Annotated in this window: 25 protein-coding genes; 12 read left to right on the top strand and 13 right to left on the bottom strand. The window is 53.6% G+C overall.

Features of this window, described 5'->3' with window-relative positions; genetic code table 11:
* The first annotated feature begins 8 nt into the window (after nt 1–8).
* Genes QUF18_RS03495 through QUF18_RS03480 form a run of 4 tightly spaced genes read left to right on the top strand, consistent with a single transcriptional unit; the run spans nt 9 to nt 4,570 of the window.
* Nucleotides 9–935: a nucleoside hydrolase gene (locus QUF18_RS03495; protein ID WP_289385236.1), complete on the top strand. Its 927-nt coding sequence runs from the start codon at nt 9–11 to the stop codon at nt 933–935.
* A complete protein-coding gene (locus tag QUF18_RS03490) occupies nt 932–2,713 on the top strand; it encodes an adenine deaminase (RefSeq protein WP_289385234.1) in 1,782 nt (593 codons plus the stop codon). Before QUF18_RS03495 ends, QUF18_RS03490 begins: the two co-directional genes overlap by 4 nt.
* A gap of 5 nt (nt 2,714–2,718) precedes the next feature.
* Complete coding sequence (locus QUF18_RS03485) at nt 2,719–3,900, top strand: M20 aminoacylase family protein (RefSeq protein ID WP_289385232.1); 1,182 nt, start codon at nt 2,719–2,721, stop codon at nt 3,898–3,900.
* Nucleotides 3,887–4,570 carry a phosphoribosyltransferase gene (locus QUF18_RS03480; protein ID WP_289386119.1) on the top strand — a complete coding sequence of 228 codons (684 nt, stop codon included), beginning with the start codon at nt 3,887–3,889 and terminating at the stop codon, nt 4,568–4,570. Before QUF18_RS03485 ends, QUF18_RS03480 begins: the two co-directional genes overlap by 14 nt.
* A gap of 76 nt (nt 4,571–4,646) precedes the next feature.
* On the opposite strand, the gene QUF18_RS03475 is transcribed toward QUF18_RS03480, so the two are convergent.
* Nucleotides 4,647–5,267, bottom strand: coding sequence for a TetR family transcriptional regulator C-terminal domain-containing protein (locus QUF18_RS03475; protein ID WP_289385230.1), 621 nt, complete (start codon nt 5,265–5,267; stop codon nt 4,647–4,649).
* Between the two features lie 344 nt (nt 5,268–5,611).
* Here QUF18_RS03475 and QUF18_RS03470 point away from each other — a divergent pair, with 344 nt between their 5' ends.
* From QUF18_RS03470 to QUF18_RS03450, 5 genes are all read left to right on the top strand, one after another.
* Nucleotides 5,612–6,385, top strand: coding sequence for an ABC transporter ATP-binding protein (locus tag QUF18_RS03470; protein ID WP_289385228.1), 774 nt, complete (start codon nt 5,612–5,614; stop codon nt 6,383–6,385).
* A gap of 39 nt (nt 6,386–6,424) precedes the next feature.
* Nucleotides 6,425–7,219, top strand: coding sequence for a transporter substrate-binding domain-containing protein (locus tag QUF18_RS03465; RefSeq protein WP_289385225.1), 795 nt, complete (start codon nt 6,425–6,427; stop codon nt 7,217–7,219).
* 89 nt (nt 7,220–7,308) lie between these two features.
* Nucleotides 7,309–8,040, top strand: a complete 732-nt coding sequence (locus QUF18_RS03460; protein WP_122008940.1) for an ABC transporter permease — start codon at nt 7,309–7,311, stop codon at nt 8,038–8,040.
* 1 nt (nt 8,041) lies between these two features.
* Entirely contained in the window at nt 8,042–8,854 is an 813-nt protein-coding gene (locus QUF18_RS03455; RefSeq protein ID WP_289385223.1) for an ABC transporter permease subunit, read from the top strand.
* Between the two features lie 116 nt (nt 8,855–8,970).
* Entirely contained in the window at nt 8,971–11,025 is a 2,055-nt protein-coding gene (locus tag QUF18_RS03450) for an oxidoreductase (RefSeq protein WP_289386117.1), read from the top strand.
* Nucleotides 11,026–11,069: 44 nt separating this feature from the next.
* Here the strand turns inward: QUF18_RS03450 and QUF18_RS03445 are convergent, their stop codons facing one another.
* Nucleotides 11,070–11,858 (bottom strand): IclR family transcriptional regulator, encoded by a 789-nt coding sequence (locus QUF18_RS03445; protein ID WP_289385221.1) that lies wholly within the window; start codon nt 11,856–11,858, stop codon nt 11,070–11,072.
* Between the two features lie 109 nt (nt 11,859–11,967).
* Between QUF18_RS03445 and QUF18_RS03440 the strand changes: the two genes are divergently transcribed.
* Complete coding sequence (locus QUF18_RS03440) at nt 11,968–13,425, top strand: NAD-dependent succinate-semialdehyde dehydrogenase (RefSeq protein WP_289385219.1); 1,458 nt, start codon at nt 11,968–11,970, stop codon at nt 13,423–13,425.
* A gap of 206 nt (nt 13,426–13,631) precedes the next feature.
* Here the strand turns inward: QUF18_RS03440 and QUF18_RS03435 are convergent, their stop codons facing one another.
* The 6 genes from QUF18_RS03435 to QUF18_RS03410 form a co-directional block, all read right to left on the bottom strand.
* Nucleotides 13,632–14,996: an aminotransferase family protein gene (locus QUF18_RS03435; protein ID WP_289385217.1), complete on the bottom strand. Its 1,365-nt coding sequence runs from the start codon at nt 14,994–14,996 to the stop codon at nt 13,632–13,634.
* 40 nt (nt 14,997–15,036) lie between these two features.
* Entirely contained in the window at nt 15,037–15,783 is a 747-nt protein-coding gene (locus tag QUF18_RS03430) for an amino acid ABC transporter ATP-binding protein (RefSeq protein ID WP_289386116.1), read from the bottom strand.
* Between the two features lie 35 nt (nt 15,784–15,818).
* Complete coding sequence (locus tag QUF18_RS03425; RefSeq protein WP_289385215.1) at nt 15,819–16,478, bottom strand: amino acid ABC transporter permease; 660 nt, start codon at nt 16,476–16,478, stop codon at nt 15,819–15,821.
* 12 nt (nt 16,479–16,490) lie between these two features.
* Complete coding sequence (locus tag QUF18_RS03420; protein WP_289385213.1) at nt 16,491–17,138, bottom strand: amino acid ABC transporter permease; 648 nt, start codon at nt 17,136–17,138, stop codon at nt 16,491–16,493.
* Between the two features lie 77 nt (nt 17,139–17,215).
* The gene (locus QUF18_RS03415) at nt 17,216–18,004 is read right to left on the bottom strand and encodes a transporter substrate-binding domain-containing protein (RefSeq protein WP_289385210.1); all 789 of its coding nucleotides are present in this window, start codon (nt 18,002–18,004) and stop codon (nt 17,216–17,218) included.
* A gap of 344 nt (nt 18,005–18,348) precedes the next feature.
* Nucleotides 18,349–19,116 (bottom strand): transporter substrate-binding domain-containing protein, encoded by a 768-nt coding sequence (locus QUF18_RS03410; protein ID WP_289385208.1) that lies wholly within the window; start codon nt 19,114–19,116, stop codon nt 18,349–18,351.
* A 448-nt stretch (nt 19,117–19,564) separates the two neighbouring features.
* Between QUF18_RS03410 and QUF18_RS03405 the strand changes: the two genes are divergently transcribed.
* Both QUF18_RS03405 and QUF18_RS03400 read left to right on the top strand, forming a co-directional pair.
* On the top strand, nt 19,565–20,872 hold the full coding sequence (locus QUF18_RS03405) for an aspartate aminotransferase family protein (RefSeq protein ID WP_289385205.1): 1,308 nt from the start codon (nt 19,565–19,567) through the stop codon (nt 20,870–20,872).
* A 51-nt stretch (nt 20,873–20,923) separates the two neighbouring features.
* Nucleotides 20,924–21,610 carry a GntR family transcriptional regulator gene (locus tag QUF18_RS03400; RefSeq protein ID WP_289385203.1) on the top strand — a complete coding sequence of 229 codons (687 nt, stop codon included), beginning with the start codon at nt 20,924–20,926 and terminating at the stop codon, nt 21,608–21,610.
* Here QUF18_RS03400 and QUF18_RS03395 read toward each other — a convergent pair whose 3' ends face one another.
* The 5 genes from QUF18_RS03395 to QUF18_RS03375 are packed head-to-tail and all read right to left on the bottom strand — an operon-like array spanning nt 21,611 to nt 25,948.
* On the bottom strand, nt 21,611–22,108 hold the full coding sequence (locus QUF18_RS03395; protein WP_289385202.1) for a GNAT family N-acetyltransferase: 498 nt from the start codon (nt 22,106–22,108) through the stop codon (nt 21,611–21,613).
* A gap of 24 nt (nt 22,109–22,132) precedes the next feature.
* A complete protein-coding gene (locus tag QUF18_RS03390) occupies nt 22,133–23,311 on the bottom strand; it encodes a thiolase family protein (RefSeq protein WP_289385200.1) in 1,179 nt (392 codons plus the stop codon).
* A 6-nt stretch (nt 23,312–23,317) separates the two neighbouring features.
* Complete coding sequence (locus QUF18_RS03385; protein ID WP_289386115.1) at nt 23,318–24,601, bottom strand: ArgE/DapE family deacylase; 1,284 nt, start codon at nt 24,599–24,601, stop codon at nt 23,318–23,320.
* A gap of 14 nt (nt 24,602–24,615) precedes the next feature.
* Nucleotides 24,616–25,275 (bottom strand): 3-oxoacid CoA-transferase subunit B, encoded by a 660-nt coding sequence (locus tag QUF18_RS03380; protein WP_289385198.1) that lies wholly within the window; start codon nt 25,273–25,275, stop codon nt 24,616–24,618.
* Nucleotides 25,256–25,948 carry a CoA transferase subunit A gene (locus QUF18_RS03375; protein ID WP_289385197.1) on the bottom strand — a complete coding sequence of 231 codons (693 nt, stop codon included), beginning with the start codon at nt 25,946–25,948 and terminating at the stop codon, nt 25,256–25,258. The genes QUF18_RS03380 and QUF18_RS03375 overlap by 20 nt, the downstream gene beginning before the upstream one ends.
* Between the last annotated feature and the right edge of the window lie 14 nt (nt 25,949–25,962).

Here is a 25,962-nt window from a genome sequence, read left to right as displayed (position 1 = left end):
ATTGCAGCATGGGTGTCTGGATTGATACGGATATGGGCTTTGATGATATCGCCGCCATTCTGGTGGTGAAACATCTGGGTCTTGAAATCGACGGTGTGTCTCTGGTTTTCGGAAATACGGAGCTTGGTCAGGTCTGCCGCAATGCGGCTGGAGCGACACAGGTTTTCGGCTGGGATTTTCCGATCTATCGCGGGCGGCACAAACCGGTTCTGGCGGAGATTGAAACTGCCGCCGGAATTCTCGGTGAAACCGGCATTCCGACACTCGGCCTGAACCTGCCTGTCTGTGAAGATAATACACAGGGCTGTGCCTTCACCGCCCTGTGCCACTGGCTTGAAAATACCTGCGGCACCAAACGCGTTCTTGCACTTGGCCCCCTCACCAATATTGCCGCGCTGGCACTGGCACGCCCTGATCTGGCAGCACGGATTGACGAGCTCGTCTGGATGGGCGGCGGCGTTGGCAAAGGCAACCACACGGCCTCAGCCGAATTTAATGCTCTGGCCGATCCGGAAGCGCTGGCGATCGTGCTTGCTCATGAGTTGCCGCTGAAAATGGTGGAGCTTGATTTCTGCCGTAAGATTCTGGCCACACCGGATGATGTGCATCCGATCCGTGCAGCTGGTGGTGCCAATGCCGCTTTGATTGCCGATATGACCGGCGGCTTTATCAATATTGCGATCTCGCGTGGCCGTACTGCCATGGCGCTCTATGATCCGGCGGCAGCTGTGGCTTTTGCCCGTCCTGATCTCGTGCGTTTTGACAGGGCTTTCATTGGTGCGGAACTTTGCGGCTCGCTGACACGCGGCCGCACTGTGGTAGAAACGCGTTCCAGCCATGCCACATTCAATGCTGCCTATGCAGCTGACGGCGATGCGGAGGCCATTCTCGGCATTATTCTCGATACCCTCAGAACAGAGGCAGCCAAATCATGACACGTGCAGAACCCTTTGATTTGAGTTCCCCTGAACTGCGCCTGCATGCAACAGCTGCGGCACGCGGTGCGGAAGCGTTTGACTGTCTGATCATCAACGGCACTATCATTGATATGGTGACCGGAGAGCATCGCCGTGCCGATATCGGCATCACCGGCGCCCTGATTGCCTCCGTTCATGCACCGGACAGCCGCAAGGACGCAGCCAAAATCATTGATGCCAAAGGCGGTTATATCACGCCGGGTCTGATCGATACGCATATGCATATTGAAAGCTCGATGATCACCCCTGCCACCTATGCACAAGCTGTAGTCCCGCGTGGTGTGACAACCATTGTCTGGGATCCGCATGAATTCGGCAATGTGCATGGCGTAGCCGGTGTTGACTGGGCAATCGCGGCAACCCGTGATCTGCCGCTGCGTACCATTATGCTGGCACCTTCCTGCGTGCCCTCCGCACCAGGGTTGGAACTGGCCGGAGCGGACTTTGACGCTGACGTGCTGAATAACCTGCTGGCGCGGACTGAAATCGGCGGCATTGCCGAGGTCATGACCATGCGCAATGTCATTGACGGTGAACCGCGAATGAGTGCCATTGTCCATGCGGGGCTGGCAGCGGGCAAGCCGGTTTGCGGCCATGCACGCAGCCTCACCGGCTCTGATCTCGCGGCCTTTATGGCTGCGGGTGTAACCTCCGATCATGAACTGGTTTCCGGCCAAGATCTGATGGAAAAACTGCGTGCCGGTCTGACGATTGAGATGCGCGGGTCCCACGACCATCTGTTGCCGGAATTTGTGCAGGAACTGAACCGTCTCGGCCATTTGCCGCAGACGGTGACACTCTGCACGGATGATGTGTTCCCTGATGATCTGCTCAATGCCGGTGGTCTTGATGATGTGGTGCGCCGCTTGGTGCGCTACGGCATGAAACCGGAATGGGCATTGCAGGCGGCAACGCTCAATGCAGCACGCCGCTTTGGCCGCGATGACCTCGGTCTGATTGCAGCAGGCCGCCGTGCGGATATTGTGATCTTCGACAACTTGTCCGACTTCACTGCAAAGACAGTGCTGACCAACGGTACCGTAGCTGCTGAAAATGGCGTTCTCGCACATGCCCTCACCAGCACCAGCGCCGGTGAGTTCCTGCAATCTATGAAGATCGGTGCTTTAAGCGCCGATGATTTCCGTATTCGCAGTGATGCCAAGCGTGTTGTTGTGGCAACCATTGACCGCCCACGCTTTACCCAATGGGGACAAGCGGAAACGGAAGTCGCCAATGGTTTTGTGGTTCCACCACAAGGTGCAACTATGATTGCCGTTGCCCATCGCCATGGCCGCGCAGAAGCGAAGCCGCGCGTTGGTTTCCTGCGTGAATGGGGCAGCTGGCGCGGTGCTTTCGCCACCACAGTTTCCCATGACAGCCATAATCTCACAGTTTTCGGCGGCAATGAAGAAGATATGGCACTCGCAGCCAATGCGGTGATTGCTGCCGGTGGCGGCATGGCTGTTGCATTCGGTGGCAAAGTCACTGCCCTGCTGCCACTGCCGGTCTCCGGTCTGGTATCAGAAGCATCGCTGGCCGATGTCGCCGCACAGTTTGCCGCTTTGCGCACAGCTATGGATGATGTGGTTGACTGGCAGCCGCCTTATCTCATTTTCAAAGCCTGTTTTGGTGCAACTCTGGCCTGCAATGCCGGCCCGCACCAGACCGATCAGGGCATTGCCGATGTTAAAACCGGACAAGTGCTGGCCTCCCCTATTTTGCAAGTGACAGAGTAATACCTATGACTGATCCTATCCTCGACGATATTGCTTTTCTGACCGCGTTGCGCCGTGATCTGCATGCGCATCCTGAACTCGGTTTTGAAGAAACCCGCACCTCGGATATTGTTGCCAAACTTCTGGAAGAGGCAGGCATCACCATTCATCGCGGTCTTGGCGGCACTGGCGTGGTCGGCACTTTACAAATTGGTAACGGCACCCGCACCATTGGCCTGCGCGCCGATATGGATGCACTGGCAATGCCGGAAATGGCGGATCGTCCTTATAAATCAAAATTCGCCGGTAAGATGCATGCCTGCGGCCATGATGGTCACACCACGCTTCTGCTCGGAGCAGCCCGTGCGCTGGCAAAAAGCCGTAATTTCTCAGGTACCGTGCATTTCATCTTCCAGCCTGCAGAAGAAGGTCGCGGTGGCGCCAAGCGCATGGTTGAAGAAGGATTGTTCAACCTGTTTCCGTGCGATGCGGTCTATGGCTTGCATAATATGCCGGGTCTTGATCCTGATGAAATCGCCGTGGTTGAAGGCCCGCAGCTTGCCTCTTCCGACAGCTGGCGTGTGACTTTCCGCGGCACCGGCACCCATGGTGCAAAACCGCATCTCGGTAAAGATCCGGTCACGGCAGCCGCAACTTTCATCGCTTCATTACAGACGATTATCGGCCGCGTGGTTGATCCGTTACAACCGGCAGTCGTCAGCGCCTGCTCTTTACAGGCCGGTGACCCGAAGGCGCTTAATGTTATTCCGGATATTGTGGAAATCGGCGGCACAGCCCGTGCTTATACCCCGCATGTCCGTGACCAGCTTGAGCAGGAAATCGGCCGCCTCGCGCAGGGTACTGCGATGATGTATGGCATTGCTGCTGAGTATGATTTTATCCGTCGTATCCCGCCGGTCGTCAACAATGCCGACGCCACAGCACGCGCATTACGTGCCGCACAGGATGTGTTTGGCAGCAAAGTGCGCACCAGCTTCCCGCCTTCCACTGCGGGTGATGATTTCGCCTTCTTCGCCGGTGAAGCACCGGGTTGCTATGTTTGGCTCGGCAATGGCCCTGCTGTCGACGGTGCCCTGCACCACAATACCGCTTACGACTTCAATGACGATGCCATTGAACACGGCGTACGTTTCTGGACGCGCCTTGTGGAGCAGGAATTGTCGGGAGACCATGATGCAATCGCATGAATTCTGGCAAAAGCTCTATGCACCTGAAACCTTTGATGTGCAGGGCGTGCATGAGACTTTCTTTCCAGCCACGCTGGATGATGGTCGTCAGTTGCAACTGCCGATCCGCCCGCTCTCGGATAAACAACATGCACTGGCATCGTTGATCGTCAATCAGGCTGCCTTTGATGTGGTTGATGCCTTGTCCGATGATCTGGCCGTGAAACTCAAAGCATTTGAACCGGATGTGATTGTCGGCCTGCCGACACTGGGTCTGACCCTTGCCAGTGAAGTGGCGCGTAAACTCGGCCATAGCCGCTATGTGCCTTTGGGTACCTCGCGCAAATTCTGGTATGAGGAAGAACTGTCAGTTCCGCTGTCTTCCATCACCACACCGGATCAGATCAAACGGCTCTATATCGACCCGCGTATGCTGCCGCTGCTTGACGGCCGCCGCATTGCTCTGGTGGATGATGTGATCTCCAGCGGCACGTCGATTGTGGCTGCGCTCAATCTGCTGAATTCCCGTGCATTCAAGCCCGTCGTTATCGGTGCGGCAATGCTGCAAACCCAGCGCTGGCGTGCACCGCTTGAGCAACTTGGCACTGAATTTGCCCAGATGACACGCGGCTGTTTCACCACACCGATGCTGGAACACGGTGAAAACGGCGGCTGGACAATCGCCGGATAATTTATAACGACCGGAGCATCTGAAGGGAAAGCTCATCCCATCAATGGCTCCGGTTTTATAAAAGCGCTGATGGCAATCAGGTCAGCTTCACATTCATCAGCGTCTCAAAAGAGCTGATGCCGAGATCGATCATCTGCTCAACGGTTTTACCGCTTTCATCCAGACAGGCTTCAATCCACAAACCATCAAGCACCGCATTGGCAACAATAGCCATTTTCTCGACCTCTTCAGTCGAGGGATTACGGCCTTCCGCAGCAAAGACTTCAGCAATCAGGGCTTCTGTGGCGCGGCGAAAGCTGAGATATTCCTCACTGCGCAGGGATGCAATAACCGGATTAACGCCGATCTGGCTGATGAATGTCGCCCAGAGAGAAATCATCCGGTATTCCGAAGCCTGCCCGCCCAGAGCCACACGCACAAACCGGTTGAGACGCTGATGCGGCGTCCCCTCTTTCGAAGCCAGAACTTCTAATGCTGCCTCAGTGATCAGTTCCATCGTTCTGCGATAGGCTGCAACAATCAAATTCGCTTTATTCTCAAAGTGATGCCGGATCAGGCCGTTACTTACCCCCGCTTTAGCAGCCACAGCACGAACCGTCGTCGACTGAATGCCCAGCTCAGCAATACATTCCAGCGTTGCCTCAATCAGCTCCTGCCGGCGATCTCCCTCCGGTGCATGCCTGTATAAACCCGACATTATTTCCTGATACTCCTTGCTTGCTGCATCCGCTGCATAGGTGTGACAAAACACGACACTTTACCAGCGATTTTTCACAAACTATGCACTTGCATAGCACTATGCAAATGTATAGCCTCAAAAAACAAGCAAAGATCACCCTCCGCAATAAAAACACAACAGGAAGGTGACAACGGGGAACAATGAGGAACTTCTGACCAACTAATCACTCTGCCGATAATCAGCAATCACACCTCACAAGACCGGCCTTTCGTGCCGTTTTCATACGCTTTGCCTGACAGCAAGCGCGTAAATGCTGATTTTTACCCTATAGAAGACCTCATAAAGATAAGGACGAACGGGAGATGTTCCAGACACAAAGCGCCATATCCATCAGTAATCTGCATAAGAAATACGGCGCGTTGGAAGTGCTGAAAGGTGTGTCGCTGGAAGCACAAACCGGTGATGTGGTTGCCATTATCGGCGGCAGCGGCTCCGGCAAATCCACGCTGCTGCGCTGTATCAATATGCTGGAAATCCCGACCTCAGGCGATATCGCCATTCATGGCGAAACCATCAAAATGCGTCATAGCGCACAGGGACAGGTTCCGGCCAATCGTAAGCAGGTGCAGCGTATTCGCTCCCGTCTTGGCATGGTGTTTCAGAGTTTCAATCTCTGGCAGCACATGACGGTGCTGGAAAATGTGATCGAAGCGCCTGTGCATGTGCTGGGCGTCCCTAAGGATCAGGCGATTGCAGAGGCAGAAACCATTCTGCGCCGTGTCGGTCTTTATGAAAAGCGCCATACATATCCGGGCTTTATGTCCGGTGGTCAGCAGCAACGTGCAGCGATTGCCCGCGCAGTCGCTATTCAGCCGCTCGCGATGCTGTTTGACGAGCCAACCTCGGCTTTGGATCCCGAACTGGTGGGCGAAGTACTGGCCGTGATCACCGATCTGGCGCGTGAAAACCGCACAATGATTCTTGTCACCCACGAGATGAAGTTTGCCCGCAAAGTTGCGTCCAAAGTGGTGTTTGTCCATGGCGGGCTGATTGAAGAACAGGGCACGCCGGAAGAGGTGTTCGGCAACCCGAAATCGGAACGGTTGCAAAAGTTCATCAGTACCGTTGATGCCTGATTACAGAGATAATTGCATAAACAATAAAAGAGGGAACAAATGAAAAGCTTTAGCAAAAAAATCACCACCGCCGTTTTCGCCGGTCTGGCCATCACACTGGCCGCAACTCTGCCTTCGCAGGCGCAGACGCTGAAAGTGGCTGTCGGTGCCGAACCTTATCCGCCAATGTATTATCCGGATGCGTCCGGCCAGTGGCATGGTTTTGAGGTCGATCTGGCAGGTCTGCTCTGCAAAACCGCCAAGCTTGAATGCGAAACCACACCAATCGCATGGGACGGTATTATTCCGGCACTGACCAGCGGCAAGATTGATATGATTATGGGCTCGATGTCGATCACTGCGGAACGCCAGAAGAAGATCGATTTCTCCGACAAATATTACAGTATCCCGCCAATGATCATCGGCACCAAGGATATCAAGTTTGAGCCGAATGCCGAGGGCTTGGCTGACAAAACTGTCGGTGTACAGGTTTCGACCATTCATCAGAGCTATGTTGAAAAGCATTTTGTGCCTAAAGGCGCAACTTTGAAAGAATATCAGACACAGGACGAAGCCAATAATGATCTGGCTGCCGGTCGTCTGGATGCAGTTATGGCCGATGCAGGCGCAATGGCAGACTTCCTCAAAACGGATATTGGTCAGTCCTGCTGCGATGCCAAAGGCAACCCTGCGCCGGATATTGAAATTCTGGGGCCAGGTGTCGGTATCGGTCTGCGCAAAGGTGATGATGCCCTGCGCGAAAAGATGAATACCGCGATCAAGACCATTCGTGAAAACGGCGAATATGAAGCCCTCGCCAAGAAATATTTCACCTACGACGTCTTCGGCGACTGAGATTGAAAACCGGAGTGGTTGCATTGCGAAATAGCCCTGCGCCGCTCCGGCCACAGTCCCAGAGTGAACTATTTCTAAAGGTCTGAAACATGGATATCACCGTCCCTTCGCTGATCAATTGGGATCTGCTTGCCTATTCACCACCCGGCTGGGGCGGTGTGTTGCTGGCAGGGCTTGCCAATACATTGCAGATCGCTGTCGGCGGTTATGCTCTGGGTTTGTTTCTCGGCATTTTCGGTGCGATGGGAAAGCTCTATGGCGGGCCGGTACTCCGTGATCTTCTGGAGGTCTACACAACAGTTATCCGTGGTGTTCCCGAACTGGTTCTGATCCTGATTCTCTATTATGCAGGCACGGAATTTCTCAATACTATGCTGGCGACCATGGGCTATGGCTCCGTTGATATCAGCGGACTTGTGGCAGGTATTATCGTCATCGGACTGGTACAAGGCGCCTATTCAACGGAAGTCATTCGCGGGGCTATCCAGTCTATCGCGCCGGGACAGATTGAAGCCGCGCGCTCTTTTGGTATGCCGCCGTTGAAAATTCTGCGCCGTATCACTTTGCCGGCCATGCTGCCTTTTGCCATTCCCGGCTTGTCCAATCTCTGGCTGATTGCAACCAAAGATACAGCCCTGCTCGCGGTTGTCGGCTTTACGGAACTGACATTGGCTACCAGACAGGCGGCGGGCGCAACCAAAGCCTATATGCTGTTTTTCCTGACTGCCGGCGCGCTCTATCTCGCCATTACCCTGCTCTCGACTATCGTCATTCGCCTGATTGAAAAACGCGCCCGTCGTGGCCTGCCGGAGGCTGTGTGACATGGAAAACAGTTTAACAGCCCCGTCCTTGTCCGGCACCGCAGCGGATAGCTGGTTCAAACCGCACCGCATTATCCTGCTATTGATTTTTGCTGCCATGATCATCGCAGCTTTAGTCTTTGGCGAATGGGACTGGGTGCCGCGCTATCTGCCGCGCCTTGCATCGGGTGTCGGTGTCACGCTGGCTATGTTGTTCAGCAGTGTCATTATCGGTTTCATGCTGGCTCTGCCGCTTGGCATTGTGCAGGTAACAGGTCCGTGGTGGCTGAAAGCCCCTGCCGCAACCTTCTGCACGATCTTCCGCGGCACGCCGCTGCTGCTGCAATTATGGCTGCTCTATTATGGTCTGGGTTCGCTGTTTCCGATGATACCGGGCATCCGCTCATCCTTTCTCTGGCCGTATCTGCGTGAAGCATGGCCTTATGGTGTCTTCGCACTGACCGTCTCTTTTGCGGCCTATGAGGGCGAAGTGATGCGCGGCGCCTTTGCCGGTGTACCGTCCGGTGAACTGCAAGCTGCCCATGCCTTCGGCATGGGGCGCTGGAAAATGTTCCGCCGTATCTGGTTCCCGCGTGCTTTCTACCGCGCTTTGCCAACCCTGACCGGTGAAACTGTGCTGCATCTCAAAGCCACGCCACTGGTTGCGACCATCACGGTGATTGACGTCTACGGCGTGATTACCAAAGTGCGGCAGGAGACGTTGCTGACCTATGAGCCGTTGCTCCTGCTGGCAGCCGTTTATCTGCTTTTGACCTTCATACTGGTTGCCGGACTGCGTTTCCTTGAAAGGCGCATTCCTGTGAAAGGTGTGTGACCCGCCAGCCAGATCATTTTCACCTGACTGCCCCGCTAACTCATGAATTGCACTCCATACCGGCGAAGCTCCCCAAAGCTGCGCACAGCCGGACTATGCCTGAACCATGGATAAATATAATGCGTGATCCCCGTTACGATATTCTCTTCGAGCCGGTAAAAATCGGCCCTGTCACCACCCCGAACCGCTTTTATCAGGTGCCGCATTGCAGCGGCATGGGGCATCGTTATCCCGATGCTGATATCCATATGCGCGCCATGAAAGCAGAAGGCGGCTGGGGTGTGGTCTCAACACAGGAAACGGAAATTCACCCGTCCTCCGATATTTCGCCCTCCAATCAGGGGCGTATCTGGGATGATAAAGACATTCCGCGCTTGCAGGTACTGACCGAGAAAATCCAGTCTCATGGCAGCCTTGCCGCAATTCAGCTGGCGCATAATGGTATTCACACCGCCAACCGCCTGAGCCGCATTGCTCCTTATGCACCGTCGGATGCGATGGTTGATGTGGAAGATCCAGTACAGGCACGCGGCATGGATAAAGCGGATATTGCCGAGTTTCGCAAATGGCACCGTGATGCAGCACTACGCGCCAAACGCGCGGGGTTCAATATTATCTATGTCTATGCCGGTCATGATATGACCCTGCTGCAGCACTTCATGCTGCAACGCTATAATACGCGCACCGATGAATATGGCGGCAGTCTTGAAAACCGCCTGCGGCTGTTCCGTGAGGTACTGGCCGATACGCGCGATGCCGTGGGTGATACCTGTGCGATTGCCATTCGCTTTGCCGTAGAAGAATTTCTCGGCAAAGACGGTTTGCAGCATGACGGCGAAGGTCGTGACGTGGTTGCAGCACTCGCCGATGAGCCGGATCTGTGGGACGTCAATCTCTCCAACTGGTCGAATGACAGCCAGACAGCACGTTTCTCGCAAGAAGGCTTTCAGGAAGATTTCGTTTCCTTCGTTAAACCGCTGACCACCAAACCTGTTGTCGGCGTGGGGCGCTATACCTCGCCGGATGCCATGGTGCGTGTGGTGAAGAAAGGTATCTTCGACCTGATTGGTGCAGCGCGCCCTTCAATTGCCGATCCTTTTCTACCGCAGAAAATCAAAGAAGGCCGTATTGACGATATTCGTGAATGTATCGGCTGCAATATCTGTACCGCGAGCGACAATATCGTTGCGCCGCTGCGCTGCACACAGAACCCGACCACCGGAGAAGAATGGCGTAAAGGTTGGCATCCGGAGAAAATGCCTGCCTTTGACAACGCACCTTCTGTGCTGGTTGTCGGCGGTGGCCCAGCCGGTCTGGAAGCAGCGCGTGGTCTTGCCAAGCGCGGCGCGGATGTGATGCTTGCCGAAGCTGGACAGGAATGGGGCGGTCGCATTGCCCGCGAATGTCGCCTGCCGGGACTGGCCACCTATGGCCGTGTACGTGACTGGCGTGTGGGGCAATTACAGCAAATGCCGAATGCCCAGATGTATCTGGACAGTCCGCTGACTGCCGAAGACATTCTCTCTTACGGTATTCCGCATATTGCACTCGCCACCGGTTCGAAATGGCGTGATGACGGTGTTGGCCGTGTTCACCGCAAGCCGCTGGAATTCCTCACCCAAGGCGCAACTGTTGGCGTGGAAGCTCTGCTCTCCTCGGGTGCGGCAGCGATCACCGCGCAAGGGCCGGTCGTGGTCTTTGATGATGACCGTTACTATATGGGCAGCGTTTTGGCAGAACTGGTCGCCAATGCCGGTCATAAGGTGGTCTTTGTCACCCCGACCCCGATTGTTGCACCATGGACGGAGCATACGCTGGAACAGAGACGTATTCAGAAGCGTCTGATTGATCTCGGTGTGGACATCATTCCTCTGCATCAGCTGGCAGGGCGTACAGCCGATACACTGACCATTGAATGTGTCTATTCCGGCAGCACGCGCGTAATCGATTGTGCAACTCTGGTGCCTGTCACATCCCGCATTGCGACAGATACGCTCTGGCATCAGCTGATTGCAGTCAAAGATCAATGGGCAGATCACGGCATTGAAACGGTGCAACGCATTGGTGACTGCCTAGCACCAGGCATTATTGCTGCGGCCAATCACGCAGGCCACAGCTATGCTCGTGAACTTCTGAGCGCACCGGCAGCGAATATGGATATCTACCGCTAAACTTGCGCCAAATGATTGCTACGTATTACACCCATGCGTAGCAATCAGCTCAGATTGTTCGAGCCAAGATTATGCGACAATGCCCGCGCATAACGGATGACTGCCGCACCCAGTTCCTGCTCTCTCGCTTTATCCATCTGCAAAGCATTGATGCTGAAGGCAATACCGCCAACGGCAAGATTGCCGCTGAAATCATATACCGGCGCGCCGAAACAAAACATGCCCTCACGCACCTGCTGGTTATCCAGTGAATAGCCCCGCTCACGGATATCTTCCAACTCACTTAATAAATTCGGCATGGTCTGAACTGTATGCTCAGTCAGCGCCTCCGGCAGGCCAGTGGCATAAATCTGCTCCACAGCCTCTTGCGGCATGGTGCTGAGAATGGCTTTGCCGGTTGCCGTGAAAGCAGCAGGCAGGCGCATACCGATGCGAAAGGTGATGCCAAGCGGCACCGAGCCATGCTGGGACGCGATGTAAACTACATCCTGTCCGTCGAGAATTGTCAGCGTTGCCGTCTCGTTTTTCAGATCATGCTGCCCCTGCCAGAGCCGGAAAAACTCCGCCACCATATCCGACTTGTTGACGAAAGCATTCGCCCACAACATCACATGGCCGCCCATGACAAAGCCACTATTACGACGGTCGAGAATACCAAGATCGGCCAGCGTGTTGCAGAGACCATGCACCGAGCTTTTGGCCAAACCTAATTCACGGGCAAGGCCGCTGACAGTCAACGGCTCATCGCTCATAGCAATCATATCCAGAAGCAGCGCGGCCCGTTGTACAGCAGGTGCTGCAGGCTTGTTTGCGGGCACATCTTCTTTGGTCATGAGGAAGCAGCCTTTTTCTTGACGTTGATCATTATCGTCAATACTATACAGTATATCGAACATCGTTCAATATATTGAACGAATAATAATGAAAGATGGGAAGACAAGAATGTTGGAAATTATCAAGAAATCCGGCTGGTTGCGGGAAGCCAACCTGATCGGCGGCGAATGGGTGCAGGCTGACAGTGGCAAAACACTGGATGTGACCGATCCGGCCACCGGAAAAACCATCGGCACCATTCCGTTTTCCGGTAAAGCAGAGACTGCCCGTGCGATTGCTGCCGCGTCCTCGGCATTTCCTGACTGGTCCGGCAAAACTGCTGCCGAGCGTTCAACATTACTGCTGGAGCTTGCCCGTATCATCCGTGAAAATGCCGAACCGCTGGCGCAGATGCTCACCCTTGAACAGGGAAAGCCACAGGCTGAAGCCAAGGGCGAAGTCGCGATCAGCGCCTCTTATATTCAGTGGTTTGCGGAAGAAGCACGCCGCGTGAATGGTGAAATCATCCCTTCCCCGTGGAAAGACCGCCGTCTTCTCGTCACCCGTGAGCCGATTGGTGTGGTTGGTGCCATCACCCCGTGGAATTTCCCGCTGTCAATGATTGCCCGTAAACTCGGCGCTGCACTGGCTGCCGGTTGTACCATCGTTGTCAAACCTGCCGAATTTACCCCATATTGCGGCCTTGTATGGGGTCTTCTGGCTGAAAAAGCAGGCATTCCGGCCGGAGTGGTCAATATCCTTACCGGTGATGCGGTTGAGATCGGCGGCGAGCTGACCGCCAGCCCGATGGTCAAAAAAATCACCTTCACCGGTTCCACCCGCGTCGGCAAACTGCTCTATAACCAGTCCTCCGACACGATGAAACGCCTGTCGATGGAACTCGGCGGCAATGCACCTTTCATCGTCTTTGATGATGCAGATCTTGACCGCGCAGTTGAAGGCGCACTGGCTGCCAAATATCGCAATTCCGGCCAGACCTGCGTTTGCACCAACCGTTTCTACATTCAGGACAGTATTTATGAGGCTTTCGCCGAGAAATATGCCGCACGGGTGAAAACACTGAAAGTCGGCAATGGTTTTGATGCCGGTTCTGAACAGGGGCCGCTGATTAATGAAGCGGCTGTTGAGAAGGTTGAACATCATGTCCGCGATGCCCTTGCCAAAGGTGCGCGCACATTGACCGGCGGTCAGCGCCATGCACTTGGGCATACCTTCTATGAGCCGACCGTTCTTGCAGATGCCACTGCGGATATGCTGGTTGCACGGGAAGAAACCTTCGGCCCGCTTTCCGTCCTCTTCCGTTTTAAAGAAGAGCAAGAAGCCATCGCTGCCGCTAATGCCACAGAATTCGGCCTTGCTGCCTATATTTACACCCGCGATCTGGCACGGTCATTCCGTGTTTCTTCAGCACTGGAATATGGCATGGTCGGCATAAATGAAGGCATCATCACCACAGAAGTCGCACCATTCGGCGGCATCAAAGAAAGCGGTATGGGGCGTGAAGGCTCTGTCCACGGTCTCGATGATTACCTAAATATGAAATATCTGAGCCTCGGCGGTCTCTGAGATCAAATAAAAACGGGGCGGAAAAACCGCCCCGTTTTTATTTATCTGCTTTTACAGCGGTTCTAGTTAAGACTGAAACGTTGGAACCGCTGTAACTGTTTGTTTTTACACATTATCCGACGCATCGCAGCAGGAAAAGAAATCAGTCCGGCGAACTGATTTCCCTGCGAAGGCGCTTCGCACTTTTGGCTCGCAAATGCTATAGTTTAGCGATTAACAGGCAAATCCAACATCTGTGCCAGTTCTTCCAGACTGTCTTTAATAATCGACAGGATCAGATCAACTTCATCCGCTGTGATAATCATCGGCGGACAAATCAGGAAATGATCCCCCTCAACACCGCCGCGTGAACGACGGGAATAAATGATCAGTCCGCGTTTATAGGCAATCTCGACAATATGCTGGTAAGCATTGAGAGCGGCAGGCAGTGGTGCCATCGTGTTCTTATCGGCAACAAATTCCGCAGCCAGCAACAGACCTTTACCGCGCACATCACCAATAAACGGAAAGATTTCCGCCAGATCAAGCAGTCCCTGCTTCATCCGCTCGCCCATCACAGTGGCATTGGTCAGAAGATCAAGCCGGTCAATCTCTTCCAGCACCGCCAGACCTGCCGCACAGGCCAGCGGGTTACCGGCATAGGTATAGCCATGGGCAAAACCACCGGCACTCAGCACCGGCTGCACAATACGGTCTGATGCGATCATTGCACCGAGCGGCACATAACCTGCGCCCAGCCCTTTAGACATGGCAATAATATCCGGACGGCAATTCCAGTGATCGCCACCGAGATATTTGCCCGTGCGCCCTGCACCGCTCATCACCTCGTCATGAATGAGCAGAATACCGTATTTGTCGCAAATCTCACGAATGCGCCCGTAATAGCTGTCAGGCGCAACCAGCGCGCCAGTTGAAGCACCACCAATCGGCTCCATGATAAAGGCCAGAACAGAATCCGCACCTTCAGCCAGAATTTTCTCCTCCAGCTGATCTGCATATTTCAGACCGCGGTCTTCATAGGTCAGATTATCGCGGTCGAGATAGGCTGTCGGCGCACCAATCTTCGGCATGTCCGGCACCATCGGTGTGAAAGGTGCTGTCAGTGCATCATAACCGGTTACCGAAAGCGCGCCGAATGTCGCGCCATGATAGGAAGGAAAACGTGAGATCACCTTCCAGCGGCTGGCCTGCTTGGTTGCGACCGCCCATTGCCGTGCAAGCTTGATTGCAGATTCAACCGCTTCCGAACCACCGGAAACAAAGAACACTTTATCCATGCCTTCCGGCATACGGCGTACCAGCTGACGTGCCAGTTCTTCCGCCGGCTCATTCTCAAAATGCAGACGATAGATAAAAGTCGCCTTATCCATCTGCGCTTTCATCGCAGCCAGCACATTCGGATTGGAATGGCCGATATTAACCACCATCGCACCGCTGGAGCCGTCGATCACGCGACGGCCGGATTCATCCCAGATATAAATCCCTTCCGCATGGGTCGCCAAAGGGCGTCTTGTGCGTGACTGGTAGAACAGGTGGGAAGGCTTAACGGCTTCGCTTTTGTCTGGCATCATGATCTGATCTTTCAAATAATTACCGAATAGGCTGACTGTTTCAGGCAGCAAGATGTTTGCGTAAAAACTGACGGGTACGTTCCTGCTCCGGATTACGGAAAAGCTGCGACGGCGGCCCCTGCTCCACAACACGCCCGCCATCCATGAACAGCACAAAATCCGCAACCTCATCGGCAAGGCGCATTTCATGAGTCACAATCAGCATGGTCATATGTTCTGCTGCAAGCTGCTTCATCACCGCATTCACTTCATCCACCAGTTCCGGATCAAGCGCTGATGTGGCTTCGTCAAAAAGCATCACTTTCGGCTTCATCGCCAGCGCACGGGCGATGGCAACACGCTGCTTCTGACCGCCGGAAAGACGTGACGGAAAAACATCGGCTTTATCCGAAAGGCCGACTTTTGCCAGCAGATCCATTGCCAGATCGCGGGCTTCCGCTTTGCTCATACCTTTGAGCTTGATCGGTCCCAGCGTGATATTGCCCAGCACGCTCAAATGAGGAAACAGGTTAAAATGCTGGAACACCATGCCCATCTGCTGACGGATATGATTGATGTGCCGCTCATAGGCCAGCCCCTGAATATCGCGGTTCACCCGTTCATTCTCCAGCCAGACCTCACCCTGATTGAGCGTTTCCAGCTGATTGATCGAGCGCAGCAATGTGCTTTTACCGGAGCCGGACGGTCCGATCAGCGCAAAGATTTTGCCTTTATCAACAGAGAGATCAATGCCTTTGAGAACTTCCAGCGCTCCGTAGGACTTATGCGCATTGACCACACGCACCATCGGCGCTTGACCGGATTGTTGTATCCCCGATTTTATCATCGTGTCGTCTCCACACGCCGCTCGATAAGCGCAATGGCACCTTCAAGCACAAGATTTAGCAGATAATAGAGAACCGCCACGGCAATATAGAATTCAAACGGGCGGAAAGTGGAAGAAATGCCAAGCTGCGCGGCATTAACCAGTTCAGCGATACCGATGATCGAGACCAGCGAAGATTCCTTCAGCAGTGCGATCATATTGCTGGCAATCGGCGGTAGGGTTACACGCACGGCCTGCGGTACCACAATATAGCGTAGGGTCTGAAAACGCCCGAAACCAATGCTGCGCGAACCTTCAGACTGGCCTTTGTCGATACTGGCAATACCGGCACGCAGGATATCGGCATTATAAACCGCATAATGCAGCCCCAGACCGATGATCCCTGCCCAGAGTGCCGGAATATCAATACCGATCTGTACCAGTCCGAAATAGATCAAAAACAGCTGCAACAACAGCGGCGTGCCCATAAACAGCCACATGAAACCGGCAACCGGCACTTTCACAAACCAAGGCGCATAGAGCAGCAGCACTGCGAAAACCACACCGCCGCCAAAACTCAGCAGACCAGCCAGAACGGTGATAACTGCCGTCCACAAAGCCCCTTGCAACAGCAACGGTATATAGGGGACGAGGACTGAGAAATCCAAACCTTCCATCTCTCTCCCCCTTTAAGCGATGACAAAACGCCGGTCGAGCCAACGCAGTACAATGGTGACAGTAATAATGATGACCATGTAGAAGAATGCAGCCACCGTGAAGATTTCAAACGGCTTATAGGTCGCGCTGATATAGCGCTGTGCCGTATAGGTCAGATCGATCACCGAGATAGCCGAGACCAGCGCCGAGCCTTTAATCAGCGCTACAATATTCACACCCAAAGGGCGGATCATCAGACGCGCGGCCTGCGGCAGAATAATCAGCACCATCGTTCGGGCACGGCCAAAGCCGATACTGCGTGCAGCTTCGCTCTGACTGCGGTCAACCGCGATAATGGCACCACGCATGGATTCCGACATATAGGCGGCAATGTTCAATCCCAACCCGATCCAACCGGCGGTAAAAGGCGAGAGATTAATCCCGATCTGCGCGCCGCCGAAATAGAGCAGAAACAGCTGCACAAGGCAGGGTGTACCGCGAAAGAGGCTAATATAAGCAATAGCAGGAAAACGCAGCATGGTGCTTTGTGAAAGCCGCATCATCGTCAACAAGCTGGCCAGTGCAAGCCCCAGCACCAGCGCCAACAAAGAGACAAGAATTGTCACCCATGCAGCTTGTGCAAAATACGGGAAAGTTTTTTGGATCAGTGCGATATCCATCGTCACCTCCGGCATACGGCCTGACCATATTTCAGGTCAGGCAAGCAGGTTTTAGTGGCAGATTTTAACGGCCTATATCAACGAATATCCCGACCGATCCACTTGGTGGAAATCGTCTCATAGGTGCCGTCAGTCATCATGTCATCCAGCGCTTTCTGCATTGCTGCTTTCAACTCCGGATTGTTCTTGCGAATGGCAATACCGATACCAATCTGTGCGCCTTCGATATTGGCGATATCCAGCATACGGATCGGGTCGGCTGTCTGTTTAATCACCGTCAGGAGTGCGATATAGTCGACGACCACAGCATCAACACGACCGGCCTTCAGCTCCATGATCAGCTCCGGCAGACCTTTATAGGTGCGGATTGTCCAGCCACCCTGCTCACGCGCCCATTTTTCATGGGTTTCACCAAGGGTGACCCCGATCACTTTGTCCTTCAGATCATCCAGCCCTTTAGCCTCGGATTTATCGAGAACGAAAATACCGCGACCGTCGTGATAGTAAGGACCGACAAAATCAACAGCTTTCAGGCGGTCTTCTGTGATCGCCATAGAACCGATAATCGCATCATATTTCTTGGTCAGCAGACCCGGAATAATACCGTCCCATGTTGTCGTAACGGCATTGCCGTTCACACCGAGGCGGCGGGCGATCTCGTTGGTGATGTCGACATCAAAGCCGATCACTTCGTTTTTTTCATCCACCATGCTGAAAGGCGGATACTGACCGGACATGGCAGCGCTGAAAGTGCCGTTTTCTTTAATTGTGGCCAGATCATCTGCCAGAACCGGCGATGCAGCACCACAGAAAAGTCCCGCAACAAATGCAGTGCGCAATGCTGCGCGTGAGATAGTATGAAACATGAAAACCCGCTCCCATTTTCCCTGAATTCTTGAGAATTCTTCTTCTTGATATTATGGTCGCGCAGATGGCATCATTATTCAAATAGATAGTTAGAATATTAAATATAAATTTCATCAATGTGAAAAAGCATTCTACGGCGATACAATTTAACCGTTATCACAACCAAAAACGACAAAGGCGATGCATGGACACCAATTCAGGCTCCATGCACCGCCTTGCCTCTTCAACTAATGCTCTACTTTTTGTTTTTATCGCATTATCCAACGCATCTAAGAGGGAATAGAAATCAGTCCAGCGAACTGATTTCCCCTCGAAGGCGCTTCACACTTTTGCTGGAAATGCTCTAACGCCCGAAAATATCGAGCGGGAAATATTTCTTGTTGATCTTGTCATAGGTACCATCAGCACGAATGGCCGTAATCGCTTTATTGAGCGTCTCGCGCAGAGTATCATCACCCTTCCGCACTGCGATCCCCACACCATCACCAATCAGCCTGCGATCGGTCAGATCAGGCCCTGTCAGATCATAATTTTTCCCCTCAGGAGTTTGCAGAAAACCACCGAGCAATGCCAGAGCATCGGTCACAACCAGATCAACGCGGCCGGACATCAGATCGGCATTATGCTCTTCTGTGGAGGGATAGCTACGAACCTCAGCATCGGGATAGGTTTCCGCAAGCCACTTGTCATAAACTGTACCGCTCTGCACGCCGATGACTTTGCCACGCAGACCACCTTTGGCGAAGTCGAATTCAGCACCTTTAGCCGCCATAAAACGTACCGGCGAACGGTAATAGCTGTCGGTGAAATCCACGACCTGACGACGCTCATCAGTAATTGTCATCGATGCGACAATGGCCGAATATTTCTTCGCATTCAGCCCCGGAATAAGCCCGTCCCATTCCTGCGTCACAATATTGCAATCGAGTTTCGCTTGCGTACACAGCGCCTCGGCAATATCGACATCAAAGCCTACCGGCTTGCCCGCATTATCAACATAGCTGAACGGCGGATAAGCCCCCTCGACCGCAATATTAATCTTTTCAGCCAGAGCCTGACCGGCGAACAAAGCGGTTCCCGCCGCCAGCAAAGTGATCAGTTTCAATTTCATGTTCCACCTCTTTTATCCGGTCGTTGCCGGTACCTGCAGACATGATTTTCCTTTGAAAAAGACACAGCAAGATTGCTGCTGCGTAGCTTAGGCTCACAGACATTATTTCCGCATGATGCTCATCGCGGATTTCAAAGAAAATCATTGGCTGTAAGGCGAATATAATTGCCCCGTTCCGGCTCCGGTATCAGTCACAGAGCCGTATTTTTTTATTATCACGTTCCGTTAATCCGGCTCCTCAACCGGATCTTGAGACAGACATTGTCCGGCCTCAGGAACATTTATAGCAAAACATAATGCTGCGTTTTATGGAAATAAATAACGTCAATGGCAGGAATTACCGTCGCCAATGTGTAACGCGCAAACGATTTCTCAGATTTGCGCCTCTTGACAATATCTCAAAATACATAAAATGTGATCACAAAAATTATATTAATGGGATCATAAAATGACAATCACTACCACCGGACATAATAGTTCTCTGGCAACAGCGCTTGACGAGGTACGGGAAAAATACACGCAAAAACGGCCGCGCAGTCAGCAATTACACCAACAGGCTCTGGAGGTTTTGCCCGGCGGAAACACCCGCACAGTGCTGTCCTATGCGCCTTTCCCCACCGCTATGGCCAGCGGTGAAGGTGCCTATTTGCGCGATGTTGACGGCCACGATTATCTCGACCTGTGCGGTGAATATACGGCCGGTCTTTTCGGCCATACAGAACAGCGCATTCATCAGGCACTGCATCAGGCTATGGCACAAGGTATTAGTCTGGCGGCAGTGGGTGAGGCTGAACAGGAACTGGCACAGATTTTATGTGCCCGCTTTCCGTCTGTTGATAAAATCCGTTTCACCAATAGCGGCACCGAGGCCAATCTGATTGCGTTGAGTATTGCCCGCGTTGCCACCGGCCGCACCGATATTATTGCCTTTCGCGGTGGTTATCACGGCAGTCTGCTCTATTTTCCGGTCAGCGGCAGCAGCCCGATTACCGCACCTTTTCCCGTTCATCTGTGTGATTATAATGATACGGAAGGAACGGTTGCCGCAATCCGTGCGGCAGGTGACAAGCTGGCCGCGGTTATTGTGGAACCGATGCTGGGCAGCGGCGGCTGTATTCCGGCGCAAAAAGAGTTCCTCACTGCCATTGCCAAAGCAGCACGGGAAACCGGCGCTTTACTGATTTTCGATGAGGTGATGACCTCACGCATGAGCGGCGGCGGCATGCAGCAGCGGCTGGATATCCGGCCTGACCTGACCACGCTCGGCAAATATATCGGCGGCGGCATGAGCTTCGGTGCCTTTGGCGGGACACGGGAAATCATGGATTTATTTGCCTCCAAGGTCTCTCATGCGGGAACATTCAACAATAATGTCATGACCATGGCAGCAGGCATCACCGCAATGCGGGATATTTTCACAGCACAGGCGGCTGACACTCTGTATGAAAAAGGCGAAAACCTGCGCCAGATGCTCAACCAGATATGCCGGACTGCAAATGTACCATTGCAGTTTGCAGGGCTGGGATCATTGGCAACACCGCATTTCCGTACAGGTGATATAACCGCACCCTATCCATCAGATGCGCGGGAAGAAGCACTGAAAGAATTGTTCTTCTTTGATATGCTTGATGCCGGCATCTATATTGCCCGTCGCGGCATGACAGCGCTGAGCCTGCCGGTGACAGATCAGGACTTGGCTCGCTTTACCAATGCGGTTGAAGAGTTTGTTGCATCCAGAGCGGCTCTGATGCACTAAATACTCAGATTATTGCGGGAGAAATCCCGCAGCCTGAAACGGATGATAATCATGCCTGATAAGAACAAGACACCTCAACCTGCCTCCGGCCTGCTGGAAGAAGAAGCTTATCAGCGCATCAAACAGGCAATAATTGACGGTTCTTTTTCGCCTGCGGATAAACTATCCATTCGCGGGGTCTGTGCAACTTTATCGCTTAGCCCGATGCCGGTGCGGGCAGCACTGCGCCGCCTCGTCAATGAGCGGGCGCTTGATACCACAGCCTCAGGCACCGCACTGGTGCCACGCCTCACCCGTCAGGAATTTCAGGAACTCACGCAGATGCGGTTACAGCTGGAGCCTCTGGCACTCCGGCTGGCAGCCCCGCATCTGACGGCATCTGATTATACAAAGCTCAATGCGCTTGTTGCCTCGCATGAAGCTGCACGCCTTGCCGGTGATCCGGCAGGTGTAAGGCAGGCAGATACGGATTTTATGCTGGCACTTTACCGTGCATCGCGTTCGCAATTGCTTTTGAGCTTTATCGAAAGCCTCTGGTTGCGCCGCAGTCCGTTTTTCTGGGAAGCCCGCTGGGCTTTACTCAGTGCCAGCGCCAGCCGTGCTCCCCATCGTCACGGTGAAATCATTCATGCGCTGCAAGGCGGCGATATTGATGCCGCACAGGCTTTTCTGACAGACGAAATCCAAAGTGCCTGCCAGTTTCTGCTCGACGTCATGTCTTTCAAAGATGGCACCTAATCAAGCATCACAGAAAGCATCAAAAGCCGGACCGATCAGCTTGTAGATATATTCATCATCAGATCGGATAAAACCATGATTGCTGTAGAAACGCGCCCCACCCTCATTGCCCTCATCCACAGTCAGCCGCAGATAGGCATAGCCTTCATCGCGTCCGATGCGGCTGACATGGCGCAGCAATTTCTCGCCGATTTTCGCGTTACGACAACCTTCATGGACATAAATGTCCTGAATATACAGGCCGGGCTTGCCGAGCCATGTCGAAAACATCGGAAAATACAGACACATACCGGCCATTTTGCCGTCTGTCTCTGCCAGCATGACCGTAAATTGCGGCTTATCACCGAAGCCATGCATTTCCAGATCCTGCAATGTGCTTTCACAACGCTCGCTGACACCGATGGACTGTGCCAGCAGCTTCAGAGCAGCCAGAATTGCAGGGCAATCTTCGCGCACAGCAAGGCGGAATGATAAATCACTCTTTTCCGTCACAGCCATATTTCCTCCCGTTTCTACGGCACTTTAGCCAGTGATTTCCAGCAGTGCTGCCGCACCCATACCCCAGCCAACACACATGCTGACCACGGCATAACGGGCACCACGTCTTCTGCCTTCAAGCAGCGCATGGCCTACCATACGGGCACCGCTCATACCATAAGGATGGCCGATGGAAATCGCCCCGCCATTCACATTGAGCTTTTCCGGATCAATCCCCAGACGATCACGGCAATAGACAAGCTGGGAAGCAAAAGCTTCATTAATCTCCCACAGATCAATATCATCCATGGTCAGACCGTGATGTTTCAGCAATTGCGGTATAGCCAGTGCAGGACCGATACCCATTTCTTCCGGCGCACAACCGATTGTCTGCATACCGCGAAAAATTCCCAGCGGCGTCAGTCCCCGCGCGGCAGCGGCTTGCGCCGACATCAGCACACAGGCCGATGCCCCGTCGGATAATTGTGACGAATTACCAGCTGTAATTGTGGAATCCTCACTTAGCACCGGTGCCAAACTTGCCAAGCGGTCAAGACTGGTTTCAGGCCGGTTGCATTCATCCTGCTGCAGAATAACACTGACCTTGCTTTCTTCTCCGCTCACCGCATCTTTCTGTAATTTTTCAGCCCGAACCGGCACAATCTCATCGGCAAAAAGCCCTGATTTTTGCGCTGCGGCTGTGCGCTGCTGGCTGCTCAGTGCATAGGCATCCTGAGCATCGCGCGAAATAGTATAGCGGCGTGCCACCAGATCAGCCGTAGCGATCATCGGCATGTAATAGCCATCACGGATCGCCGCGATGCGATAATGCGAGCTGTTCCATTTGTCGTTCTGCACCAACGAGATACTGTCCATACCCGCCGCCATCGTCACATCATAATCGCCCTGCCGGATTTGCCCTGCCGCAACAGCAATGGCAGACAGGCCGGACGCGCATTGGCGGTCAATCGTCGCCGCAGGCACATGATCCGGCAAGCCTGCCGCAAAAATCACATGCCGCCCCGCATTGACCGCGCTTGTGCCTTGCGTCAGAGCGCAACCAAGGGTGAAATCCTGTATTTCGCCGCCTTCAAGACCGGCACGTTCAATCGCGGCTTTGACCGCATGGGCAGCCAGTACCGGCCCCTGTGTGGCATTAAAACCTCCACGATAGGCCTTGCCGATCGGGGTGCGGGCAGTGGAAACAATTACAGCATCACGCATAGTCAATCAAAGCTCCTCAACACCGCACCAATCGGCAATAAACAGTGCCGTGGACTGCGTTATTCTGCGAACGGATTCCAGATCAACCCGCTCATTAAATCCGTGAATGGCCTCGGCCTTCGGCCCGTAGACCAATGCAGGCGTATCCGCATAAAGCCCAAAGAAACGCGCATCCGTCGTGGCGGTAATCGCCTCTTTTTCCAGTTCCTGGCCGGAGACAAATTTGTGCGCACGGCCAAGGGCGTCCAGTGCCTCACGCGCCACAGGACGTTTGTCCTCATCCAGCGAATAACCTTCCGCCGCAAAGCCGTTATAGACAATCTCCGGCGGGTTCTGCGCCAGAAAGGCATGGCTTTTAGCTGCTTCCGCAATTGCCTGTTCAATGCGCTGTTTCAGTTCGTCAATGCTCTGCCCCGGAAACAACCCCATGCGCACGTCAAACACACACCATGCCGGAACTGAACTTGCCCAGTCACCGCCTTCAATCTTACCGATATTGAGGTTCAGCGCATGGTCGTGGCAGGCAAAATCATAATGACGGCATTGCGGCGCATTCATCTGTTTTTCCAGATCGTGCAGCGCTGCAAAAAGCGGAATTGCCGCTTCAATCGCATTGGCGCCACTGCCTGCATAGGCCACATGGGTCGGCAGACCTTTAAGACGGATTTGGAACCACAAAACGCCGACCTGTGATGAGACAATCTTCTCGGCAAAAGGCTCAGGGATCAAAGCGGCATCAGCGCGGTAGCCACGCTGCAAACAGGCGAGCGCGCCATTGCCTGTGCATTCTTCTTCCACCACCGACTGGAAAAACACATCCGCCGCAGGTTTCAATCCGAGATGTTTCAGTGCCTCAATGGCGAACAGATTAGAAGCCAGACCGGCCTTCATATCACCGGCACCACGGCCATACATCCAGCCATCATCAATATAGGCTTCGAAAGGCGGGCGTTTCCACATATCCAGCGGCCCCACCGGCACAACATCAATATGGCCGTTGAGAATAAGACTGCGGCCGCGTCGGGTGCGGCTGCGCAATGTGCCGACAACATTGACCGCATTATCATAATTGCCGATTACCGGTGAAAAGCCCGGCATACCGGCAATATCATTGACATCAATTTCCCAGCGATCCACCTCATAGCCGCCGGCTGCCAGCTCCCGTGCCATAAAATCCTGTGCCGACTGCTCTTCCCCCCGCACAGACGGGTGCTTTACCAGTTCAGAAAGGAACGCGATTTCACGGTCAAAAACCGCATCAACAGCATGGAGGACGGATGTTTCATTCATGCTCATGGTGTGCCTCAAAATACCGGTAGATCGTGATCAGGAACGGTGAAATCCGCCGCCGTTGCAGCTTTGAGTTCATCGAGGCTGACACCATCTGCAATTTCAACCAGATGCAATGTACCGTCACGCACGTCAAACAATGCCATATCCGTATAAATCCGGTTTACCCGTCCTTTAGCGGTCAGCGGCAAAGTACATTGCGGCAGAATTTTCGGATTACCTTTGCGGTCAGTATGCATCATCACCACGGCAACCTGACGGGCTTTTTGCGCCAGTTCAATAGCGCCGCCCATGCCGGGAGAGAATTTCCCCGGAATGATCCAGTTGGCGAGATCGCCATTCGCAGCTACTTCAAAAGCGCCAAGCATGGTCAAATCCAACCGCCCTGAACGGACAATGGAAAAGCTTACAGCACTGTCAAAAAATGCCGTGCCTGCTACTCTGGAAACATAAGCACCACCGGCGTCAATCAGATTACGGTCGGCTTCGTCATAGGAGCGGCTTGGCCCCACACCGGCAATACCATTCTCCGAGTGCAGACAAACCGGCATATCCGCCGCCACATATTGCAATACTTCTGTCGGCAGGCCGATACCTAAATTGACAGTCATACCTGACAAGATATCTTTGGCTGCACGGCACAGCATCCGTTCTTTAGCGTCTGATGACATCATAGACCTCCGGCAATTCGCCCAGTTCCGCCACATGATCCACAAAGGCACCGGACAAATGCACAGCGTCTGGTGCAATCTGCCCGAACGGCACAACCTGTTCTGCTTCAACAATGGTTTTATCGGCAGCCATAGCCATTAGCGGATTGAAATTGCGCGCTGTTGCAGCAAAGAGCAGATTGCCGAACGGGTCAGATTTTTCGGCATGGAGCAGTGCAAAATCTGCTTTCAGCGCCGTCTCCAGCACACCTGTCTCACCGCCGATCGTGATCTGCGGTTTGCCTTCGGCCAAAGGCGTGCCGATACCGATATCAGTTACAAAACCCATCAGACCGGCACCAGCCACACGGATACGCTCAGCGAGAATACCCTGCGGCACAAATTCAACCTTGATGCGACCTTCATTCATCAGCTGCACGGCAGTGGGGTTCAGCCCGATATGGCTGGCAATGAGCTTTTCCACCTGCCCGTTTTCAAGCAGCCAATCGACCCCCATACCGGCTTCATTGGCATCATTTTTGATGATTGTCAGGCCACGCGCACCCTGCCGCACCAGCTCTTTAATCAGGCAAAACGGCGTTCCGGGCACTCCGAAACCACCCAGCATCACCACAGCGCCATCCCTGATTTCAGAGATCGCGTCCTCCATCAGACCGATTTTGTCGGGTAGTGTCATTCAGACCATCCAGT

It is taken from the genome of Pseudochrobactrum kiredjianiae, from assembly GCF_030362795.1.
GTDB lineage: Bacteria > Pseudomonadota > Alphaproteobacteria > Rhizobiales > Rhizobiaceae > Pseudochrobactrum > Pseudochrobactrum kiredjianiae.
This window is presented reverse-complemented; position numbering and strand designations above follow the sequence as displayed.

What these genes read in the sequence shown, in the direction of transcription:
- QUF18_RS03465 (WP_289385225.1), top strand. Translation starts at nt 6,425, where the DNA reads ATGAAAAGCTTTAGCAAAAAAATCACCACCGCCGTTTTCGCCGGTCTG.
- QUF18_RS03425 (WP_289385215.1), bottom strand. Translation starts at nt 16,478, where the DNA reads ATGGAAGGTTTGGATTTCTCAGTCCTCGTCCCCTATATACCGTTGCTG.
- QUF18_RS03410 (WP_289385208.1), bottom strand. Translation starts at nt 19,116, where the DNA reads ATGAAATTGAAACTGATCACTTTGCTGGCGGCGGGAACCGCTTTGTTC.
- QUF18_RS03395 (WP_289385202.1), bottom strand. Translation starts at nt 22,108, where the DNA reads ATGGCTGTGACGGAAAAGAGTGATTTATCATTCCGCCTTGCTGTGCGC.
- QUF18_RS03390 (WP_289385200.1), bottom strand. Translation starts at nt 23,311, where the DNA reads ATGCGTGATGCTGTAATTGTTTCCACTGCCCGCACCCCGATCGGCAAG.
- QUF18_RS03440 (WP_289385219.1), top strand. Translation starts at nt 11,968, where the DNA reads ATGTTGGAAATTATCAAGAAATCCGGCTGGTTGCGGGAAGCCAACCTG.
- QUF18_RS03495 (WP_289385236.1), top strand. Translation starts at nt 9, where the DNA reads ATGGGTGTCTGGATTGATACGGATATGGGCTTTGATGATATCGCCGCC.
- QUF18_RS03470 (WP_289385228.1), top strand. Translation starts at nt 5,612, where the DNA reads ATGTTCCAGACACAAAGCGCCATATCCATCAGTAATCTGCATAAGAAA.
- QUF18_RS03480 (WP_289386119.1), top strand. Translation starts at nt 3,887, where the DNA reads ATGCAATCGCATGAATTCTGGCAAAAGCTCTATGCACCTGAAACCTTT.
- QUF18_RS03405 (WP_289385205.1), top strand. Translation starts at nt 19,565, where the DNA reads ATGACAATCACTACCACCGGACATAATAGTTCTCTGGCAACAGCGCTT.
- QUF18_RS03415 (WP_289385210.1), bottom strand. Translation starts at nt 18,004, where the DNA reads ATGTTTCATACTATCTCACGCGCAGCATTGCGCACTGCATTTGTTGCG.
- QUF18_RS03460 (WP_122008940.1), top strand. Translation starts at nt 7,309, where the DNA reads ATGGATATCACCGTCCCTTCGCTGATCAATTGGGATCTGCTTGCCTAT.
- QUF18_RS03445 (WP_289385221.1), bottom strand. Translation starts at nt 11,858, where the DNA reads ATGACCAAAGAAGATGTGCCCGCAAACAAGCCTGCAGCACCTGCTGTA.
- QUF18_RS03420 (WP_289385213.1), bottom strand. Translation starts at nt 17,138, where the DNA reads ATGGATATCGCACTGATCCAAAAAACTTTCCCGTATTTTGCACAAGCT.
- QUF18_RS03380 (WP_289385198.1), bottom strand. Translation starts at nt 25,275, where the DNA reads ATGATGTCATCAGACGCTAAAGAACGGATGCTGTGCCGTGCAGCCAAA.
- QUF18_RS03485 (WP_289385232.1), top strand. Translation starts at nt 2,719, where the DNA reads ATGACTGATCCTATCCTCGACGATATTGCTTTTCTGACCGCGTTGCGC.
- QUF18_RS03475 (WP_289385230.1), bottom strand. Translation starts at nt 5,267, where the DNA reads ATGTCGGGTTTATACAGGCATGCACCGGAGGGAGATCGCCGGCAGGAG.
- QUF18_RS03430 (WP_289386116.1), bottom strand. Translation starts at nt 15,783, where the DNA reads ATGGTGCGTGTGGTCAATGCGCATAAGTCCTACGGAGCGCTGGAAGTT.
- QUF18_RS03375 (WP_289385197.1), bottom strand. Translation starts at nt 25,948, where the DNA reads ATGACACTACCCGACAAAATCGGTCTGATGGAGGACGCGATCTCTGAA.
- QUF18_RS03400 (WP_289385203.1), top strand. Translation starts at nt 20,924, where the DNA reads ATGCCTGATAAGAACAAGACACCTCAACCTGCCTCCGGCCTGCTGGAA.
- QUF18_RS03455 (WP_289385223.1), top strand. Translation starts at nt 8,042, where the DNA reads ATGGAAAACAGTTTAACAGCCCCGTCCTTGTCCGGCACCGCAGCGGAT.
- QUF18_RS03435 (WP_289385217.1), bottom strand. Translation starts at nt 14,996, where the DNA reads ATGATGCCAGACAAAAGCGAAGCCGTTAAGCCTTCCCACCTGTTCTAC.
- QUF18_RS03490 (WP_289385234.1), top strand. Translation starts at nt 932, where the DNA reads ATGACACGTGCAGAACCCTTTGATTTGAGTTCCCCTGAACTGCGCCTG.
- QUF18_RS03385 (WP_289386115.1), bottom strand. Translation starts at nt 24,601, where the DNA reads ATGAATGAAACATCCGTCCTCCATGCTGTTGATGCGGTTTTTGACCGT.